Here is an 18,929-nt window from a genome sequence, read left to right on the forward strand (position 1 = left end):
TCGCTGTTCTTCTGTTCCATCCAGTCGTTGCTGCCGTCGTCGGCGATGTCGGTCATCTCATCGACCAGCACGTCAGCCTGAGCCTCGCGCGCATGCACGTACTTGGTCCGGAAATCGTCGCGGCCGGAATCAGCAAGCCATGCAAACACTGTCGACTTCGCGGGCATGGCTTCATCGAGGCAAATCGACCGCAGGCTTCTGCCCTCGGCGATCTGTTCGCAGATGGTGTTGGCGATGTCGTCGCTATAGATCGTAGGTCTAGCCATTGGTGCCTTCCTTCAACCTGATCTGAACCAGCCGCTTCGAAACTGTAAGCCGCTTGGCGATCTCGCTGGCGCCGTAGCCGTCGGCGGCGAGCTGCTTTATCTGGCGCCGTCGGCGATCGGCGCGCTGGATCTTCTTGTTCTTGAATGGCCGCTCGGTGCGAGGGTCTTTGTTTTCTCTCGCCCGGGCGATGCAGTCGACCACCGTGCTGATCGAGATGTCGAGCTTTTCCGCGATCACGTCGTAGCTGGCCATTTCCGCCCACATGTCCAGAATGCGGTTGCGCGTCTGGATGACTTCGGCCGGCAGCTTCCCGCCTCTCTTGTTGAAAGGCGAGTAGGCATAGAACGGCTGGCGGGGGCGAGAGCGCTGCTCCATCAAGCAGGCCTCAACGGGTTCTCGGGATGTCGCCTCAAGACGCGGCGCACGGTCTGCGCCAGCGCTTCGTCGCAATCGAACACCGCCAGATGGTAGGCGTCGTCCAACTCATCCTGGACGAGGGAAATCATCGTCGTGGTCATGAAGCTTTCCGTTTGTTGAATGGCAGGACGTTGGAGCCGGGTTTCTCATCACCGGCTTCTTCTTCTCTTGGGGTAATCTCTGAGGGGGAATAGGCGGCAGAATTTGCAGGGACAGACCGGCAGATTTTGCAGGGACAATCGGCCTTGTGTCCCGGCAGATTTTGCAGGGACAGACCAGCGCGTTTTTTTGCTTTTTTCTGGCGCTCGACTTCCTTGTGATAGGCCGTAATGGCGGCGATGTGCTGGCGGGCTTCATCGCGCCACGGGTTGACCAATCGATAGGTTGCTATCTTACCGGCGGACCTGGCTGGCACCAGATACGCCCGCCCAGCTTCATTCTTGCCGAGCAAGCACGCCCGGCTAATCCTGAACTGCCGCTCGCTCAAGCCTGTCATCGCCATGGCGAGCGACGCGGCCAGCCACGTCTTGCACGAAGGCCATTTCAGGACAGCGACATAGGCCGAAAGCAACTTGAAATCGGAGGGTGACAGCATCGGATCCGCGTTTGCGGTCTCGATCAGGTCGAGCTTGAACGATGCCTTCGAGCTGTCGAGCTCTTCCTTCACGCGGCGCCTTTCCCCGCCATAATGGCGGTCAGCGCGCGCTGCACCACGAAGATGCCGGCCTTCTGATAGAGGTCGTTGAAATCGGACCCGATGTCCGGCTTGCCGTAGGGCAAGGAAGTCTTCCGGGCGTAATACTCGCTTGTGCCGAGGCCGCCGAACTGGACCAGCGGCTTGTCGTTCTCCGCCGCTATGAATGCTCGCCCCTCGATCCGGCCGGCGATCGCCGCGACGTTGGCGGCCGAGAAACAGCACAGCACCGTCGGCTTGACCTTCATGCCATGCAGCGCGGTGCGCACGGTGATCGCGGTCGCGTAGCCCTCGCAAAGCCATGTGTCGACGCCGCTCGATACACGGTGCATGGCACCCGCAGTCGAGCCGCCATAGAGAAACTTCTTGGTGCCGTCTTCCCAGATCAATTGGGCGGATGTGACCTGGCCGCCGACGCGAGCCGGAATGATCACTGCTGCCTGGCAGTCGTCGCCCGGCACGAGATAGTCGCCGCCGATTCGACGCACATCAGCAGCGCCAATGACCATAGCCTTCTCGTCTCGGAAACCCTTGATGATCAGATACGGATGGCAACTGGTTTTGGCGGTCGCCATCATGTCGGTGGCGATCCGGGTCGCGCGCGCCGCGTCCGCCGCCTGCTTGCGCTTTGCCGCCTGGACCTGTTCAGCGATCTTTTTCTGTTCGCGCTTCTCGATGTCGCCGCCGATGCCAACCGTGACGTTCTCGCCGGTTTGCCAGTTGTGTGCGGTCACATGCGTATCGTTGATGATGACCCGGCCGTCGCCTTTGCCGTTCTTGCCCGACAGCGTGTCGGTCTGAAGCCACTTGCCGTAGTCGCGCCGCTTCGGCGGGTTGATCCCGACTGCCGAGCAGGCTTTTTCAATGGCGCCCTCGATGCTCATGGCTTCACCGCCCAATGGAAACCGTTGCCTCGTGTGGCCATTGCCGGCGCGTAGGACACAATGCGGCCCGCACGTTCCAAGCGCGCAAGCGAGCGCGATACCGATGCGAAGGCGGTTTTTGTTCGGGGCAGACCGAGCGCATCCACGATATCGCCCGTTCGCGGCAGATGCCCGATCTTGCCCCATTGCGGCTGACCGGCAGCCGTCAGGATGTTCAGGATCTGATGTGCTCGGGCCGCGCCTGAACTAGGAGGGGCGTCCCCCCGGTTATCAAAGGTTGGTTTTGGACCTTTGATAACCGCGTCGGTGGCAGCCCCTGGTTTTGCCTTTCGGCGTGGCGGTAGAATCTCGCCGTCGATGATGATGCTCATGCCGCGCGCCTCGGCTGCTTGCGGAACCGTCTGATTTCGCGCTCGATAAGCTGGTACTCGGACGCCTTCACCGTGCTTTGATGGCAAGGCGCGTCGAATAGGCCGTAGGGGAGCTTGCTGCCGGGGTAGATGCCACGCCATACGCCATAGGCCCATTTCCGGGCCGCTTCCTCGCCCTTGGAGCTGTTGGCCAGAGTGTAGGCAAGCGCCGCGTTCCACATGGCGCGCGGATCGTCGAGACAATCGGCCCGCAGGCCTTTGCGCGGCTGGAAGGTGGCGCGGGTGGTGATGTCCAGGTCAATCAGTTCGCCATGAACGATTTCGATTTCACCGCGCTTGCGCCGCGTCTCGCCGCAGCCGACGCAGGTGTCAACGCCGGCTTCAAGCTTCATGCCGCAGTTGTGGCAAAAGTGCTCGCGCCGAACCTTCTCTGTCGGCTCGCGCACGGTGCTGTCGCGCTTCTCGGCATCAGACAAGCTGCCCACGCCGTACTCGTAGAGCCAGGCGGTATCATCGGCGAATGCGATACTATTGCCGGAATGGTCGAGCCAGAGCCCGAACTCTTTGCCAGGCGCCGTGCGCATGACGCGGCCCATCTCCTGAATATGTGAGCTGAAAGACTTGCGGTACGGGCGACAGGAAATGCCGCAGAGCACGTCCGGTACGTCAAAGCCCTTGGTCAGCACCGCGCACGAAACCAGGCCGTGAATGGCGCTGTCCGGCTTGCTGAACTCGTCGATCTTGTCTTGCCGTTCGCGGTCGGACCCGTCGAGATAGGAAATCTGCTGGAAGTTGAAACCGGCCTCGGCGAACTGACGGCAAAGCTCTTCGCCGTGCTTGACTGATGGTGAGAAGACGATGGTCTTCACCGGGCGGCCGAAGTGCTTTTGCGTCTGCTCGACCCATGTCTGCACCACGTCGCCGATGATGATGATGCCGCGCTGGCCGGCTTCCTCGTCCTCGTACTCGCCGGTGAATTTCTTTTTGGCGCCCTGCATGTCCGGCGTGACGCAGGCTTTAATCCTGAGCGGCGTCAGCCATTTCTGAGCGAGCAGTTGGTTGACGGTCGCGCCGTTTATCAGCGCGTCCCAATGGTCGGCCATGCCGGCGGTAAACGGCGTCGCGGTCAGACCGATGACGTAGGCGCGGCCGGCGCGCTCAATGAGATCGAGCACCGCCTGATATTCGCAGTGCGCTTCGTCGACAACGATCAGATCCGGCAGGTAGTCGAAGCTGCGCTTGGCGATGGTCTGCGCCGATGCGATCTGGATTTGCTTCGTCGGATCGGTCAGCGGATGTTCGGCCTGAATGATGCCGTGATCGATACCGTAGCTGTAGAAGCGCTTGCTCGTCTGGTTGATGAGCGTCACACGGTCGACGATGAACCAGGCGCGCGCGCCCTTATCGAGGCTTTGCTGGATGATCCAAGCGGCGCATTCGGTCTTGCCGAAGGCCGTGGGCGCGACCAGGATCACACGACGCTGCTTTTCCCGCATCTTCTGCCGTACAGTCTCAACCGACGTTTCCTGGTGCGGACGAAGGACGATGTTGGAGTAAGCCGGCGCCAGCATCCTATGCAGCCCTCGCCGGTGCTTCGTCGATGATCTGACCGCAGCGGGTCAGGAACCACGACCAGTCAAGATCCGACACACCGGCCGGCCGGCGCTTGGCGAGGATATCCGCGAACTGCTCTGCCCATTCGCGCGGCGCCTTACCGTCATGTTCGATGATGGCGGCACGCTCTTCGCGGTCGGCGTGCTCGTCGGAAAACAGGAAGGCGGCGATCGTCACCTTGTGCTTGGTGATGTAGGCGTGCGCCTCTTTCGGCAGCTTGGAGCCGTTTATGACGCGAAGGCCCTTGTCGTCGGCGATCAGATTGGCGCCGAGCCTGCGAACTCGCAGCAGCAGTTCTTGAACGTCGCTCAAGCAACGCCTCCGAACTCAGCGCCGTCGAGCGGGATTACGATATCGTCCTGGCTGGTGTAGCCGAGCTTTTGAGCTTGAGCTTTCCAATATCCGGCCGACTTCGCCCAACTGGCTTTGTCCGCGCTCTCGGACGATACCCGTGTATTGAGCACGCGAATCTGCTCGTCCTTCGCTGCGATGACAGCTTCAAAACCGCCCTGGTCGAAAAGCACCTTCATGTCGCCGAACTTGGCGTTCTCGGCTTTCAGCTTTTCGATATCCCCTTCAAGGATGCGTACCGTTTCCTCGAGCTCGGCGATGCGCTCGGCATCGGTCAAATCCTGCACAGTGCGCAGCTTTTGCGCGATTGCTGCTTCTTTCGCCGCCTCGCTCTGCCGGATGGCATCAGGCAACTTTGCGCGGGCTTCGTCGCGCTGGCGATCGAACTCCACCTGTTGTGCCTTCCGGTCCGCCTTTGGATGGTCCTTCTTGGCGGTCATCTGCGCGATGACAGCGGCGGTTGCCTCCGTCGGCGCAGCGCCCTTTTTGATCTTGTCCTTGATCTGCTTGGCGGCGGCGGGAAGGTCTTTCTTGAGCTCCCGAACGTCACGTTTCGAAATGTCCGCCACGGCGGACAAATTCACGCCGGCATCGGTAATCGCCTTCACGACCGTGGCTTGGTCGATCAGCTCGTAGGCCCTCGATCGGCCGATGTCCCACCGCGCTTTGCAGTAGTCTTCGAAGGTATCGTGGCTGGCGCGGTACAGCTTGGCGTCGCGGATTTCGGCCAAGGCCTGGCCGACTTCGAAGAACACGGTGAACCCGCGTTCAATGATCTGCTCGCATTGAGCAAGGCGGGCGTTCTCTTCCGCCGGAAGCGTCGTGGTCTTGATCACTACGCACCCCTCGATCGGATCGCCGAGATATCCGGCCGCACATCACGTTCAACAAAGAGGTAGTGAAATCTGGCAAACGCCTTGCCAGAGGCGATGGCGTCCGAAAGATCCTTGGTTTCAACCGCGCGGGCTGCCAAGGTCCGCCACTCGTTAAAGGCGGCTTCCTGGTCGGCCGTGATGTCATTGCCCATTCGAGACACCCATGTCCCGAGAGGCCTTCGCCTTTTCGATTACGGCTGAGATTTCCGACTGCGGCCACCGGCTTAGGGCGCCAATTTTCACAGGCGGCGGTACGGTGCGATCGGCAACGCGTCGCCAGAAGGTCGGGATGCTGACCTGCAGGAAAGCGGCGCTCTCCTTTGCGGTCAGCAGCGGGTCGCTGATATTCATTAGATAGCCCTACGCGATTGCGATATGGGCTGAGCATGAGTGATGCGGCCGGCTAGGGGAACGTACGCAGAACAGGCAAACCAGCAAAGCCAATTTGCTTGGAGTTTTGCGACCCATTCTGCAGCAAATTAATGGGCATTTTGCTTAGTAGGATGCGCGAATTGCACGCTTGAGGGTATCGACGGATGCGGAATACCCAGTGCGTTGATTGACGAGGCGCAGAACCGCCAGCCAGGGTTTACCTTTGTGCCCTTGAGGGAACAGCGCTTCATACGCCTCCTTGGTCTTGCGTCGGATGATGGCAGGACGTCCCGCGCTGGGTTCCGTCGAAGCGTGGCCACGCGTAGCAAAGGCTTTGCGATAATCGGCCAGCCATTGTTCCCTGGCGTAGTCCTCTTTCACGCAAATGGACCAGCCGCAAAAAGGAACAAGTACGTCCTTTAGGGGCAAAAATTCGGCGTCGCCAATAAAGTTGTGGGCGCGCCGAATGAAGTCGAATGCGTCAAAAGAGATCGTGTACCCGACCCGGTCGTGAAAAAGCGCAAACTTTGAATTCTGAAATTCTAGCCCGCTCGTCTCGAGAAAATGCAAAGGCCCTTGCTTGTCTCCATTCATATCCCGGGTCAAATCGTCGAATGGATATCGAATAAGGTTATATTTCAGATAGAAGTGCTCCGGCATCGCTTCACAGTTCGGATGCTCGTCCTCCATTCTCATGACGTCGAAAACTGTAAAATCCCAGAAATCGACATACTCCAGCGCGGACCGCAGATCAAATTTGAGAACTGCACCGGCCGGCGAACAAAGATATGCGTCTCGCGCGATCGACTCTAAGAGCGAGCCCTCAACCAAATCTGCAGGAGAGGCCTCGCGTAGAAGCCTCGGCACGCTTTCTGGAGGTATAGACCTGAAGATGTCAGTGGAACCACGGGACACGTTGGTGTTCAGGTCGGTCATTTGAAATTTGTGAAACAAGTCGCGGAAAGGAATATAACCTAAAGCTGAAAACACCTAGTCGATCCCTTTCCCATTTCCATTGAGTGTCACTGCGCGCTTAAGCGTGTCTACCGAGACTGATCTGCCCGTTTTTTCATTGACCCTGCGGAGCACCTTCAACCAGGCTTCCTCGCCATGGCCGGCCGGGTACAATTCGGCATAGGCTTTGGCCGTATCCATCACCTTGTCTGCCGGCCGGCCTACCTTCTTATTCTCCTCGCCGATCTCGATACCAGCGACGGCGCTCTTTAGCCTTTCGGGCCATTCTTCTTTGACGAACTCATCAGTAGTGCAGAGCGACCACCCCTCAAATGGCCGCAGCATCTTTACCAGGCCGGCCGCACCCACGGCGCTGGGGAGATCTAGGGACCGGCCGTATTCATATGCGTCGAAGCAAATTGTCATGCCTCCCCGTTCGAAAAAGACAGGCATGTTGAGAAAGCTCGTGCAAAGTCTGAATTGGCTGAAAATGTCGGTAAACACCCCTTTGCTGGTGGGGTGGTTTATGCCCGTGCGGGAGCTACGGAATACCTCGTCGATCTCCTTGAAGGTCGCTCCGCACAACCGATAGGATTGTTTCAGATCCTCGGGGACGTCGCCACTTCTCTTCGCTACGTCGTGTGCCAGCACCCCTCCGAGTCTAAAAGTCTCGACTATCGACCGCATGTCGATAAGCATTACCTCCCCGCGCGGGGAAACAGCATACGCCTTGTCGTAGAAGGTCTTAAGAAATGCATTCTCATGGACTGACGCTGGCGACAAACGCAACAGGAGATCGAAGTTGCGAGCCCGGCCCCAAGCGGCGTAAAATAGAAGGTCGATCGCGTCCCGCAACAATGCTTCAGAGACGCGCGGCGGGACTCTACCCCTTAAGATGGACAGCGGTGTAAACCCTTCCTTGGCAAACATCGGTCTACCCCTGCACCACTTTAAAGATCGTCGGTTTCCCGGCCAAGAACATGGTTTGCCCATTTCTCCATGAGCACCCGGCGCTGCTCCAGGAAGTCTGTTCTTCGATAAGCTCGTTCCACGGCGCCGCCGACGACGTGGCCGAGCATGGTTTCGGCGATTTCGTGAGGTGTGTCTGTCGCTTCCGCGAGCCAGTCGCGCAAGCTCGACCTGAAGCCGTGGGGACGAGCCGTCATCTGGGCTCGCTCCATCAACCGGCTCATGGTCATGTCGGAGATCACGCCCTTCCTGACGCTTGGGAATAGGTAGCCGCCCCGAGCGTGTCGCTGCGCAGCAGCCACGACTTGATGTGCCTCTTTTGATAGTGGCACGCGAAAGGCGGCGGTCTTGTCCAGTCGACCCTTCATCGCTTCGGCCGGGATCGTCCAGATGTCCCCGTGTATCTGGCTCTCATGAATGAAGCGGACCGGTGCCGACCGCACGCCAGTTAGGATCAAAAGCCGCAGCGCGAGGTGCGTGACCGACCCGTCGTCGATCGACGCATAGAACGCTGGCACTTCCTGCCACGGCAGCGCAGGGATGTTCTGCGGCTTGTGGCGCTGCTTTCCGAGCAAGGCCCGAGCCTTTTCGGTCGCCTGTAGGTCCACCTCCAACCCGAGCGCTGCCGCATGCTTCAAGCAGATCGCCAAGCGGTTGATTGCCTTGCGAGCGGTTTCGGCTTTCTTGTGCCAGATAGGACTGAGGACGTCGCGGATGTCTTGCTGGTTCAGATCCGAAACCGGCACTTTACCGAGCTTCGGCAAAATGTGCTGCTCAAGCGGAGTGAACCACCGTCCTGCCTTGCCATCTCCCTTAAGCTCAGCCTTGCGCGCCTCGAAGGCGTCTTCGGCGATGTCCTTCAGTAGGTGCAGATTTCGCGCCGCTTCGCGCTTCAGGCGTTCCCGTTCTTTGATCGGATCGGCACCAGTTCGCAGAACTCCGCGCCAGCGCTCGGCACCTTCCCGAGCTTCCTTCAGCGACACATCGGTCGACGAGCCCAAACCCATCTCCCGGCGCCGGCCGTGGATAGTGTACCGCAGTACCCATTGGCCGCCCCCATCCTCTCGCTTGTGCAACCAGAGGCCACCGCCGTCGGCATGCTTGCCGACCTTTGCAGTTTTGACCGCTACAGCGCTGAGCCGGTTGAGACCACGCCCCATTTCAATCCACCCGCCTATCCACCTTTTCCCCCGAGATGGGATGATGCAGGATGATAGAATATGACTTTGAACGAAACAAGAACCCCTAGCAAAATCAACGAGATTGCTAGGGGTTGAGCCGACCTGAAATGCGACGATATTGGATTGATACGCCCGCAAGCGGCACCAGTTTCCTAAAAGCGTGTAATTCCAATACCATACGTGTCGGGTGGATTTGGGTTCGCCCATAAACCCACCCAAGATCGCCCTAAGCCGAAACGCTGCGGCGTCGTACGGCAGCATTTCGCCGCTTGCCGACCTCAGCACCTCCAAGCGTGAGTGTTCGGTGTGATGCCGATACAAAAGCGCCGCCACGGTGGCGTCAACCGGTTACACAAGCCAGCCAACATCCCCGGCCTTCTGGAAGTGGCGTCAGCGTCCCCAGAGGCTGCGTGGGCGGGTCGTTGGTTGACTGTAGCGCGACTGAACGCTCCACGCTTCGCAAGCTGGATAGCGGAATCTCGTGAGGGCAAGGTCAAGTTGCTCTCCGTTCCAGCGACGGGCGGAGATTGGGAAAGATGGATAGCGTGCAGGTGAGGCGCATGGAAGCCGGCAGGACATGGACGCGGGACGGCCCGCGTGCAGGCGCCTGGCTGAGCCGTGTAATGAGCACGCAGCGCCACCTCGCAGCGATCCTGGCTTGCGACGTGGTTGGCTATTCGCGCCTGACGGAGCGCGACGAACGCGGCACGCTCGAGCGGCTGAAGGCCTACCGCAAGGACCTCCTCGAGCCGCTGGTATCCGAGAACCAGGGACGCATCGTCAAGCTCACCGGCGACGGCATGCTCTGCGAATTCGCGAGCGTCGTCAATGCGGTGACATCGGCGGTGGCGATCCAGCAGGCTGTGGCGGAACACGAGGCGGAAACGCCGGAGGAAGAGCGGATTCGCTTGCGCATCGGCGTCAATCTCGGCGACGTGGTCTGCGAGGAGGACGGCGACCTCTACGGCGACGGGGTCAACATCGCCGCCCGCCTCGAAAGCGCCGCCGATCCCGGGACCGTGGTCGTCTCGGGCACCGCCTACGACCACCTCCAGGGCAAGCTCGACTGCGGCTTCACGCCGCTCGGCAACCTGCGCCTCAAGAACATCGAGCGTCCCGTGCGCGCCTACCGCGTCGAGACCGACGCCAGCGCCTCGGTGGCTGCACCGCCTCCCCTGCCCGAGAAGCCCTCGATCGCGGTTCTGCCTTTCACCAACATGAGCGGCGACCCTGACCAGGAATACTTCGCCGACGGGCTGGTGGAGGACATCATCACGGGATTGAGCCGGGTGAACTCCTTCTTCGTGATCGCCCGCAACTCGTCCTTCACCTACAAGGGCCGGGCGGTCGACCTGCGCCAGGTCGGGCGCGAGCTGGGCGTCCGCTACGTGCTCGAAGGCAGCATCCGCAGAGCCGGATCGCGCGTGCGCATCAGCGGGCAGTTGGTAGACGCGATCAGCGGTCACCATGTCTGGACCGGCCGCTTCGAAGGCGACGTGAGCGACATCTTCGACTTGCAGGACAAGGTGACCGAGAGCGTCGTCGGTGCTGTCGAGCCGAGCATCCGGCTGGAGGAGATCAAGCAGGCGCGCATGAAGCCGACCGACTACATCAGCGCCTACGACCTCTATCTTCGCGCACTGCCGCGCTTCTACAGCATGACGCGCGAAGGCTTTGCCGATGTACGCCGACTCACCAACGAGGCGCTTAGCATCGACCCGGGCTTCACCTTGGCGAAGGCACTCGGCGCCTATATCCGCAGCTTATCTGTGAGCCAGTGCTGGCACGAACCCGACGATGTGCGAGTCGCCGCGCGTATGGCGCGCGAGGTGCTGGCGGAAGCGCGCGACGACCCCACGAGCCTGCGCTTCGCGGCGCAGGTGATCGCCTACAGCGCGAAGGAATACGAGATGGCGCTGGGCACGATCGAACGGTCCCTGCTGCTCAACCCCAATTCGGCGCAGGGCCATACCGGCAGCGGCTGGGTGAACGCGCATTCCAGCCGCCCGCTCGTGGCGATCGAGCACTTTCACAGGGCGATGCGGCTGAGTCCGGTCGACCCCGAGAAAGGCATCGCGCTCTCCGGCATCGGGATGAGCTATCTGATGCTCGAGCGCTACGAGGAAGCGCTGGCATGGGGAGAACGCGCGCTGCACGAGATGCCGAACTACGGCTCCTCGCACCGCGTGGTGATCATGGCGCTGGTCAAGCTCAACCGGCTGGACGAGGCGCAGGCCGCGGCGCGCCGCCTGATGGAGGCGTTCCCGACCTTCACGCTCACCCTGCAGAGACAGATCAACCCGTGGCTGGACAAGGTGTTCGCCGAGCGCTACGTCGAGGCGCTGGGCATCGCCGGCGTGCCGGAGTGATCGCCGCGGCTGCGACGATGCCCTCTCCTGCGCGCCGCGTGCGGCCAGGCGACCTCCTTTACCCAGAGGCTGAAAGCGGAACGCACGCTCTTCCGGGCTTTGCAGCGAATCTCGGGCATTGTCGAGAATCGCTGTTGGTGGGAAACTCCCGGTCTCTAGCAAGGAGGCCAAAATGCCCAACACTTTCAAGACCGGTGACATCGTCAGGCTAAAATCCGGAGGCCCGGAGATGACGGTGAGTGATGGCGCTGCCTCGGGCACGTATCTGTGCCACTGGTTCAACCGTGACGGCGACGTCTGGACCCCGCAACATGCCGGCTTCAAGCCGGATCAGCTGATGGTGGTCGACGAACGGAAATAGTTTCGCTCACCCTCGTTCCCGATCGGCTCCGGCCCGGCTTCTTGCCGGACTCTTGCTAATTGTCTCGTCAGAAACGACCGACGGATTTTCCCTGTTGCCGCGTTTAACGGCTGAAGCGTGGCCGCCAATGGCCATGCGCAACCGGAGACGAGAGCATGATCCGCCGTTCGATATTTGTCGTTGCCCTTGGCCTGCAGGCCGCCGCCGCGGCCGCCCAGACAGCGACGCATGCCACCGCGCCGGCGCAGCCGGCGCCAATCGCATCCGCCTCCGCCAGGCCCGGCATTACCCTGGAAAAGTTCGAGGCGCGCCGGGAAAAGACTTTCATGCGGGCGGACACCGACGGCGACGGCAAGGTCAGCCTCGCCGAGTGGACGGCGTTCCAGACCCAGCGCAAGGCCAAGGGCGATCCGGCCAAATCCTTCGCGCGGATGGACGCCAACAAGGACGGCTTCGTCGACAAATCCGAGCTCGACGCCTTCTTGGCCAAGCGCTTCGCCAGGCTCGACAAGAACGGCGACGGCGTTATGAGCGCCGAGGAACGGCCGGGCCACAAAACCGCTCCCAATCAGGAGCAATGACCGAGAGGTTATGCAGCACGATGGCCATTGGGAGCGCCCCGATTGATGGGCGCCGATCCGGACGAGGAACTGGTACGGCGCATCGGTGCCGGCGATCAAGCCGCCGTGCAGGCGATGGTGGCGCGCAAGCTGCCGCGCCTGCTTTCGCTCGCCACCCGCATGCTCGGCGATGCCGCCGAGGCCGAGGACGTCGCCCAGGAGACCTTCGTGCGCATCTGGCGTCATGCCTCGGGCTGGCGCCAGGGTCATGCGCGTTTCGACACCTGGGTCCACCGGGTGGCGCTCAACCTCTGCTACGACCGGCTGCGGCGGCGCCGCGAATGGGTGACGGACGAACTGCCGGAGGCGGCGGATGAGGCACCGCTTCCCGACGCCGGAGACGAAGGCCGGCGCGTCCAGCAGGCGCTGCTGCGCATCGCGCCGCGCCAGCGCGAGGCGATCGTGCTCGTCTATTATCAGGAGATGTCCAACATCGAGGCCGCCGGCGCCATGCAGGTCAGCGTCGATGCGCTGGAAAGCCTGCTCGCGCGGGGTCGACGCTCGCTGCAAGCCATGCTCATCGGAGATGGCGATGACTGAGCAGCTGGCGGCGGTTGGGACTTAGGTGGCCACGTCAAACCCGTGGAAGGGGAAACGAGATGGCTGACGAAAGAAAGGCCGCTGACGGGCCGATGAGTGCCCAACGCTTCGCTGCACTTGCGGACGCCTATGGCAGCGCCCTGCATCGCTGGCCGCGGGCCGACCAGGCTGCCGCCACGCTGTTTGCGGAGAGCGAGGAGGGTCGCGCCATCTTAGCGACCGCCGGCAGGCTCGATGCCATTCTCGACCGTCATCACGTCGAGGCCCCAAGCCGGACGCTGCATGGCGAGATTGTCGCACGGGCCACCACGCAGCTCAGCCAGGGGCGGCGCCGCCGGTTTTGGTGGCTGGGCTTTGGACTTGCCGGCGTCGGCCTTGCCGGCGCCGTGGTCGGGCTGGCGCTGGTCACCGTTGTCACGCCAGATGCCACGTCCGACCATTATGTGATGGATGCCAACGCAACGTCGTTCGGCGATGCCGGTCCCGACGCCGACACGGAGGACCTATGAGCGCTCGTCTTTTCGCGGCATCGCTGGTGCTGAACGTCTTCCTGATCGGCGCCGTCGCCGGCGGTGCAGGCTGGCTGATCGGCCGTTCCGGAGGCGGCTATTCGCTGGAATCGGCCGGCGGTCAGCTTCCCGCCAGCGACCGCAAGGTATTCCGCCAGGCGTTGCGCGAGGTTCGGCGCGAGTCGCGCGCAGTCATCCTCGACGGACAGCAGGCGCGGCGTGAGGCGGCCAACCTCTTGCAGCAGCCGACGCTCGACGCCAACGCTCTGGCCGCAGCCCTGGAGCGGGCGCGCAATGCCGACGCCACCATCCGCAGCCGGCTGGAACAGCGCATCGTCGAATTCGCCGCGTCGAGCCCGCTAGATGACCGTAAGCTGCTGGCCGACGCCCTATTGCGTCATGTCGGTAGGCAGCGGCCGACCCCGGCAAAAAATACGCCATAAGAGCGACGGAAAGCGCCGGCCGTCTCCGTTCAAAGAAAAAGAGGGACACGCCTGCCGCCACGCGAACGCGACGTGGCCGGTTCAACCTCGAGAAACTTCGGAGTATCCCATGAATGGTCTGACGAAATATTCTGTTGCGGCTGCGCTTGCCATCGGCGGGACTGCCGCGGCAAGTGCAGCCTCGGCAATGCCGCTTGCGGCGCCTGCGGCGCCTGCGATTGTCGAGCATGTGGCCTGGGGCTGCGGCCCCGGCTGGCACCCCAACCGGTGGGGTCGCTGCGTGCCCAACCGCCGCGTGATCTATCCGGGCTATTACTACTGGGGTGGCCCAAGCGTCTATATCGGCCCGGCCTGGCGTCCGTGGCACGGCGATCGTTACTGGCGCCGCTGGTAAGCCCCTGCCGGCCTCATCATGCCGACTCCGGCGTCATAAGGCCTTTCGACCGTGGATATTGCCGCCGACGCGACCTGCGTCGGTCCCCGACGGAGGCTCTGTTGGCTCTATCCGTTCCAAATGCCGTTCCGCCCGATCCAGCCTTGGTCGCGCTCAACCGCTTCGGGCTTGGCGCGAAACCTGGTGACGATCTCGGCAAGATTGCGGCCGATGCGAGCGGTTATCTGAAGGCCGAGCTCGAGCTGTTGGATGTCGCGCTTGTCTCGGCCGACGATTCAAAAAATGCCGGCTTGTTGGACAGCACCGCCGCGATCCAGGCCAGCATGGCTGCCGCCGCGGAGCGCAAGGCAGCGCGGGAGAAGCCAGCGCCCGCCATGCAGCCTGCGGCAGACACTTCGGACGGCTCAGCCGAGGCAAAACGCAAGTCAGGCGTGCCGCCGGTCGAGGCCGATATCTATCGGGATGAAGCGCAAGCCCGTTTCGACAAGGCGCTCGGTGCCGCACCGGGCTTTGTCGAAAGACTGGTCGGTTTCTGGTCGAACCATTTCTGCGTCTCGACCGCCAAGGGCCAACTCGTGCGGGCCTGCGCCGGCGCTTTCGAGCGCGAGGCTGTCCGCCCCTTCGTGCTCGGCCGCTTCGCCGACATGCTGCTGGCCGTCGAGCATCACCCGGCGATGCTGTTCTACCTCGACAACCGACAATCGGCCGGACCGGATTCGCGCGCCGGAAAAAGGGGCGGCCGCGGCCTCAACGAGAACCTCGCCCGCGAGATCCTGGAATTGCACACACTGGGCGTCGACGGCGGCTATAGCCAGGCGGATGTCACGAGTTTCGCGGGAGCGCTCACCGGCTGGACGATGGCCGGGCGGAAGGGCCGCCTCGGAGAGCCCGGCACATTTGTGTTCGACCCCGATGCGCATCAGCCTGGCGAGGCGGTGCTGCTCGGCAAGACCTACCCGGCCGGCGGCATGGTCCAGGCCGAGGCCGCGCTCAACGACATCGCCCGCCAGCCGGCGACCGCGCGCCACATCGCTACCAAGCTTGCCCGCCATTTCATTGCCGACGATCCGCCGGCGGCTGTAGTCGACCGCCTTGCCGAGATCTTCACCAAGACGGACGGCGACCTGCGCGCGCTCGCGCTTGCACTGGTCGATCTGCCTGAAGCCTGGTCGCTGCCGCTGACAAAATTGCGCTCGCCGTTGGACTATGCCGTAGCGGTCCGGCGGGCGATCGGCTCCACCACCGGGAAAGAGCCGCAACGAACGCTGCGCTGGCTAAGGGCGCTGGGCGAGCCGCTCTGGCAACCGCCCGGGCCGAACGGCTTTTCCGACCGGACGGATAGCTGGGCGTCCGCCGAAGGCCTCAAGACGCGCCTCGACATCGCCTGGCAAGCGGCTCGTCAGGCGAGCGACATCGGCAATCCCGATGACATGCTTTCCGCCGTAATCGGCGCCTCCGCCTCGGCCGAGACGCGCCAAGCGATCGCGCGCGCCGAGTCCAAACAGCAAGGCCTGGCGCTGCTGCTGATGGCGCCGGAATTCCAACGCCGGTGAACAATGGAGAAGCGGCATGAGTCTTCTTTGTGAAACGCCGAATCCATCTCGGCGCGCCGTGCTGACGACAGGCGGCGCGCTGTTTGCCTGGGCCTGTCTGCCACGCTTCGCCCGCGCCGCCGACCATCGCGATCCGCGCCTGATCGTCATCATATTGCGCGGCGCGCTGGATGGGCTGTCGACGATCGGCCCGCTCGGTGACCCCGACTATGCCGGCCTGCATGGCGACATCGCGCTGTCGCTCTCCGGCGCCAATGCGGCGCTGCCGCTCGACAGCTTCTTCGCGATCAATCCCGCGATGCCGGTGTTCGCGCGGCTGTTCAAGGCAGGTCAGGCGGCCGCGGTGCACGCGGCCGCGACCGGCTACCGCGACCGCTCGCATTTCGACGGCCAGGATGTGCTGGAGAGCGGCCTGCCGGGCCCTGGCAACGCCACAACCGGTTGGCTGAATCGGGCGATAGCCAGCCTCCCGGCAGGTGAAAGAGTGGCCAAGCTCGGCGGGCTGGCGGTGGGCCCATCGATGCCGCTGGTGATCCGTGGCGCAGCACCCGTGCTCGGCTGGGCACCGCAGGCGCTGCCGACGCCCAGCGATGCGCTGGCGGAGCGTGTGCTCGACCTCTACAACCATCGCGACCCGGTGCTGGCAGCGGTGCTGCAGAAGGGCCTCGACGCCGACCGCATGGCGATGAGCGACCAGCTCGATGGCAGCACGATGAAACCCCGCGGCGGCCTCGCCAACGCTGCCGGCATGCGCCAGTCCGCGCAAGGCGCGGCGAAACTGATGGCGGCCGACGGGCCGCGCATTGCGGCGCTGGCCTTCGACGGCTGGGACACGCATGTCAACGAGGGCGGCGCCACCGGGCGGCTCGCCAAGCTGCTCGGCGGCCTCGATGGCGCCTTCGAGGAATTCGAGAAAGGGCTCGGCGAGCGCTGGAAGGACACCGCGATCGTCGCCATCACCGAATTCGGCCGCACCGCCCGCGTCAACGGCACCGTCGGCACGGACCACGGCACCGGCACGGTAGTGCTGCTCGCCGGCGGCGCGATCAAAGGTGGCCGCGTCATTGCCGACTGGCCGGGGCTGAAGCCGGCTCAGCTCTACCAAGGCCGCGACCTCGCGCCGACCAGCGATGTGCGCGCGGTGTTGAAGGGGTTGCTTGCCGAGCAGTTCGGGCTCTCCGCCGCCGTGCTCGGCGACAAGGTGTTTCCGGACTCAGGAGAGGTGAAGCCGATGCGGGATTTGGTGGCGTGAGCCTCGACTTTGCCCATCGGTGACAGGTGCGGCGTCTGCTGTCATTCGTCATTGTCGGGCGGAGCAAGGAAGCGAAGCGACGCATGCAGATCCTAGCATCCATTCTGTGAAGTTGAGGCGTCGCTGCGAGGCAGAATTCTGCTCCGCTGGATTCTACGATTAAAGGTAACGGCATGGATCCTCGGGTCTCCGCGTCCGCTTCGCTCCCGCTCCGCCCGTGGATGACGCAGCCGAGGGACTTCAGCAAATTAGTCTAGGACCGCTTTCGGGAAGCCCACCGACATGACTGCCTCGTGTAAGTCGAAAAAGCCCGCGCCGTTGCCGGCGCGGGCGTCGATGGCGATCCGACAGCGATCACCAGCTCCAATAGCCGGGATGCCAGCGGTGGTGATACCGGAAGCCCGGATGCCAGTGGCGCACGGGCCGGATGAACCGGCGACCGTTCGGCACGCATCTGCCCCAGTGATTCACGTGCCAACCAGGACCGCAGCGCCAGCCGACCGTCTCGACTGGCAGCGGCGCAGCGCTGGGCTTTGCCATCGGCATGGCCTGCGCCCCGGCGGAGAGCATCAAAGTGCCGGCGGCCAATGCGAACGGTAGAAAATATTTGGTGAGCATAAAGTTCGTCTCCGTGATTCATCCCTACCGCCGTAAAACGGACGCCAGGGTCGAAATCCGTCGGATGGGATGGATCACATGCTCGTTATCGGGCGGCGTCGTCGAGCGTCGCCACGGTCTTCAGCGCGCCGTCGAGCATGTCTCCCTTTTCGTCTTTCAGCGCCGCTTCGCGCAGGCGGCGGATCCAGTCGGCGGCGTCTTCGCGGCCCTCGAGCATGGCAAGCGCCGAGAGCACGCGGTCGAATTTCGCCTGGGCACGGGCGTGGGTGTCGCTGTAGCCCTTGATCAAGCGGCGGCAATTCAGGATCTCCAGCCCAAGCGCATAGTTTTCGCGCGCACGGGCAAGCGCCAGTTCGTACCAGCGCTCCAGATGCTCGACCTCGACCTTGTGGCGCAGCAGGCGGCGGCGCCAGCGGCGCAGGCCGCCGATGAACCAGAGCATGGCGAAGCCGGTGAAACTGTCGGTGCGGATATGGCGGCCGCGGTTGATGCGTCGGTCAAGGAAGGCGGCGAGCTTCGGGCGATTCTCGATGTAACTGCCGATTGCTAGCGGCAGCGTGCCGCAGAATTCCTCGATGCGCGGATGGAAATATTCGGTGATCTGCAGGACCAAGCCTTCCCTGACACCGACTTCCTTGCGCACGCGCCTGTCGCGGGTCGAACGCGTCTTGAGGTCGGCGACGCGGATCATGTCGTCATAGCACATGGCGTTGGCCAGATGTTTCGCGGCCGCGACCGACAGCGCATGGCCACGCTCCGCATTGTCCAGCGCGATGGCCTTGTCCAGCCGGTCGAGATATTCGCCGCCATAGGCGGCGTCCTGGTAATCGACGACCTTCTTCAGGCCGCGTTCAGCCATGTCGCGCAGCGGTTTCGGTAGTGCCGCGACACGGGCGGCGAGATCCTGCCAGCCCTTCAGCAGGGTTTCGGGACCACTGACCTTCGCCGTTGATGTGGTGTCGGGAGCGGCAGGCTTCCCGGTTGCGTTATCCCCGGCTGTCGCGACCGCGATGCCGCGCGCCCGGTCATAGGCGGCGCCGAAGGCGCCAAGGCTGGCCTTCACGCCACGGTCACCGGCGCCGATCGCCTGCTCGTAGTTTTCGCGCGGGAAGGGCAGCGCGTCTGAACCGGCCAGCGCGCCGAGCAGGCTGGCCGAGATCATCGTGCCGTGCTCGGCGGCGATCTTTTCCATGTCGAAGGCGATGAAGCGCTTGGCGGCCGCCTCGGCCGTCGCATGCACCTTTTCGGACGGGGCGCGGCCGTCGCCCGGCTCGATCTTTTCCGAGACGGCGGCGATGCGGTGCGAGGAGGCGATCAGCGT

Annotated in this window: 23 protein-coding genes and 1 pseudogene; 9 read left to right on the top strand and 15 right to left on the bottom strand. The window is 63.0% G+C overall.

All coding sequences use genetic code 11. The features are described 5' to 3' along the window. From EOA75_RS11775 to EOA75_RS11835, 14 genes and pseudogenes are all read right to left on the bottom strand, one after another. Positions 1-266, bottom strand: a pseudogene (locus EOA75_RS11775) (terminase small subunit protein); the annotation flags it as partial. Then, positions 259-642 (bottom strand): hypothetical protein, encoded by a 384-nt coding sequence (locus EOA75_RS11780; RefSeq protein ID WP_127324298.1) that lies wholly within the window; start codon positions 640-642, stop codon positions 259-261. The gene EOA75_RS11780 and the pseudogene EOA75_RS11775, both read right to left, overlap by 8 nt. Then, a complete protein-coding gene (locus tag EOA75_RS33995; protein WP_164747356.1) occupies positions 642-785 on the bottom strand; it encodes a hypothetical protein in 144 nt (47 codons plus the stop codon). The genes EOA75_RS11780 and EOA75_RS33995 overlap by 1 nt, the downstream gene beginning before the upstream one ends. Further along, the gene (locus EOA75_RS11785; protein ID WP_127324299.1) at positions 782-1,351 is read right to left on the bottom strand and encodes a hypothetical protein; all 570 of its coding nucleotides are present in this window, start codon (positions 1,349-1,351) and stop codon (positions 782-784) included. The genes EOA75_RS33995 and EOA75_RS11785 overlap by 4 nt, the downstream gene beginning before the upstream one ends. Further along, positions 1,348-2,262 (bottom strand): hypothetical protein, encoded by a 915-nt coding sequence (locus EOA75_RS11790; RefSeq protein WP_127324300.1) that lies wholly within the window; start codon positions 2,260-2,262, stop codon positions 1,348-1,350. The genes EOA75_RS11785 and EOA75_RS11790 overlap by 4 nt, the downstream gene beginning before the upstream one ends. Continuing rightward, positions 2,259-2,633 carry a hypothetical protein gene (locus EOA75_RS11795; protein WP_127324301.1) on the bottom strand — a complete coding sequence of 125 codons (375 nt, stop codon included), beginning with the start codon at positions 2,631-2,633 and terminating at the stop codon, positions 2,259-2,261. The genes EOA75_RS11790 and EOA75_RS11795 overlap by 4 nt, the downstream gene beginning before the upstream one ends. Continuing rightward, complete coding sequence (locus EOA75_RS11800) at positions 2,630-4,204, bottom strand: DEAD/DEAH box helicase family protein (protein ID WP_127324302.1); 1,575 nt, start codon at positions 4,202-4,204, stop codon at positions 2,630-2,632. The genes EOA75_RS11795 and EOA75_RS11800 overlap by 4 nt, the downstream gene beginning before the upstream one ends. Position 4,205: 1 nt before the next feature. After that, on the bottom strand, positions 4,206-4,559 hold the full coding sequence (locus tag EOA75_RS11805; protein WP_127324303.1) for a hypothetical protein: 354 nt from the start codon (positions 4,557-4,559) through the stop codon (positions 4,206-4,208). Next, entirely contained in the window at positions 4,556-5,329 is a 774-nt protein-coding gene (locus tag EOA75_RS11810; protein WP_127324304.1) for a hypothetical protein, read from the bottom strand. The genes EOA75_RS11805 and EOA75_RS11810 overlap by 4 nt, the downstream gene beginning before the upstream one ends. 104 nt (positions 5,330-5,433) lie before the next feature. Continuing rightward, positions 5,434-5,625, bottom strand: a complete 192-nt coding sequence (locus EOA75_RS11815; protein ID WP_127324305.1) for a hypothetical protein — start codon at positions 5,623-5,625, stop codon at positions 5,434-5,436. Beyond that, a complete protein-coding gene (locus EOA75_RS34985; RefSeq protein WP_095782822.1) occupies positions 5,615-5,824 on the bottom strand; it encodes an AlpA family transcriptional regulator in 210 nt (69 codons plus the stop codon). The genes EOA75_RS11815 and EOA75_RS34985 overlap by 11 nt, the downstream gene beginning before the upstream one ends. A 144-nt stretch (positions 5,825-5,968) precedes the next feature. Then, a complete protein-coding gene (locus EOA75_RS11825) occupies positions 5,969-6,835 on the bottom strand; it encodes a hypothetical protein (protein WP_127324306.1) in 867 nt (288 codons plus the stop codon). After that, positions 6,836-7,729 (bottom strand): hypothetical protein, encoded by an 894-nt coding sequence (locus tag EOA75_RS11830; protein WP_127324307.1) that lies wholly within the window; start codon positions 7,727-7,729, stop codon positions 6,836-6,838. Positions 7,730-7,749: 20 nt separating this feature from the next. Next, a complete protein-coding gene (locus EOA75_RS11835) occupies positions 7,750-8,928 on the bottom strand; it encodes a site-specific integrase (protein ID WP_127324308.1) in 1,179 nt (392 codons plus the stop codon). Positions 8,929-9,572: 644 nt separating this feature from the next. Here EOA75_RS11835 and EOA75_RS11840 point away from each other — a divergent pair. The 9 genes from EOA75_RS11840 to EOA75_RS11880 all read left to right on the top strand — a co-directional run bounded on the left by EOA75_RS11840 (position 9,573) and on the right by EOA75_RS11880 (position 16,990). Continuing rightward, positions 9,573-11,318 (top strand): adenylate/guanylate cyclase domain-containing protein, encoded by a 1,746-nt coding sequence (locus EOA75_RS11840; protein ID WP_067324753.1) that lies wholly within the window; start codon positions 9,573-9,575, stop codon positions 11,316-11,318. A gap of 172 nt (positions 11,319-11,490) precedes the next feature. Further along, complete coding sequence (locus EOA75_RS11845; protein WP_067324751.1) at positions 11,491-11,679, top strand: DUF2158 domain-containing protein; 189 nt, start codon at positions 11,491-11,493, stop codon at positions 11,677-11,679. Positions 11,680-11,834: 155 nt separating this feature from the next. Beyond that, positions 11,835-12,260: an acid-shock protein gene (locus EOA75_RS11850; protein ID WP_127324309.1), complete on the top strand. Its 426-nt coding sequence runs from the start codon at positions 11,835-11,837 to the stop codon at positions 12,258-12,260. A 45-nt stretch (positions 12,261-12,305) separates the two neighbouring features. Then, the gene (locus tag EOA75_RS11855) at positions 12,306-12,839 is read left to right on the top strand and encodes an RNA polymerase sigma factor (RefSeq protein ID WP_067324453.1); all 534 of its coding nucleotides are present in this window, start codon (positions 12,306-12,308) and stop codon (positions 12,837-12,839) included. Positions 12,840-12,898: 59 nt separating this feature from the next. Then, entirely contained in the window at positions 12,899-13,348 is a 450-nt protein-coding gene (locus EOA75_RS11860; protein ID WP_095824255.1) for a hypothetical protein, read from the top strand. Continuing rightward, a complete protein-coding gene (locus EOA75_RS11865) occupies positions 13,345-13,791 on the top strand; it encodes a periplasmic heavy metal sensor (RefSeq protein WP_095824256.1) in 447 nt (148 codons plus the stop codon). Before EOA75_RS11860 ends, EOA75_RS11865 begins: the two co-directional genes overlap by 4 nt. Before the next feature lie 109 nt (positions 13,792-13,900). Then, the gene (locus EOA75_RS11870; protein WP_067003691.1) at positions 13,901-14,185 is read left to right on the top strand and encodes a hypothetical protein; all 285 of its coding nucleotides are present in this window, start codon (positions 13,901-13,903) and stop codon (positions 14,183-14,185) included. Positions 14,186-14,286: 101 nt separating this feature from the next. Then, positions 14,287-15,738 carry a DUF1800 family protein gene (locus EOA75_RS11875; RefSeq protein WP_127324310.1) on the top strand — a complete coding sequence of 484 codons (1,452 nt, stop codon included), beginning with the start codon at positions 14,287-14,289 and terminating at the stop codon, positions 15,736-15,738. Positions 15,739-15,754: 16 nt separating this feature from the next. After that, positions 15,755-16,990 carry a DUF1501 domain-containing protein gene (locus EOA75_RS11880; protein ID WP_127324311.1) on the top strand — a complete coding sequence of 412 codons (1,236 nt, stop codon included), beginning with the start codon at positions 15,755-15,757 and terminating at the stop codon, positions 16,988-16,990. 703 nt (positions 16,991-17,693) lie between these two features. Here the strand turns inward: EOA75_RS11880 and EOA75_RS11890 are convergent. After that, on the bottom strand, positions 17,694-18,929 hold a 1,236-nt coding region (locus tag EOA75_RS11890), incomplete at its 5' end, for an indolepyruvate oxidoreductase subunit beta family protein (protein WP_127324313.1).

The organism is Mesorhizobium sp. M1A.F.Ca.IN.022.07.1.1 (genome assembly GCF_003997575.1).
Taxonomy (GTDB): domain Bacteria; phylum Pseudomonadota; class Alphaproteobacteria; order Rhizobiales; family Rhizobiaceae; genus Mesorhizobium.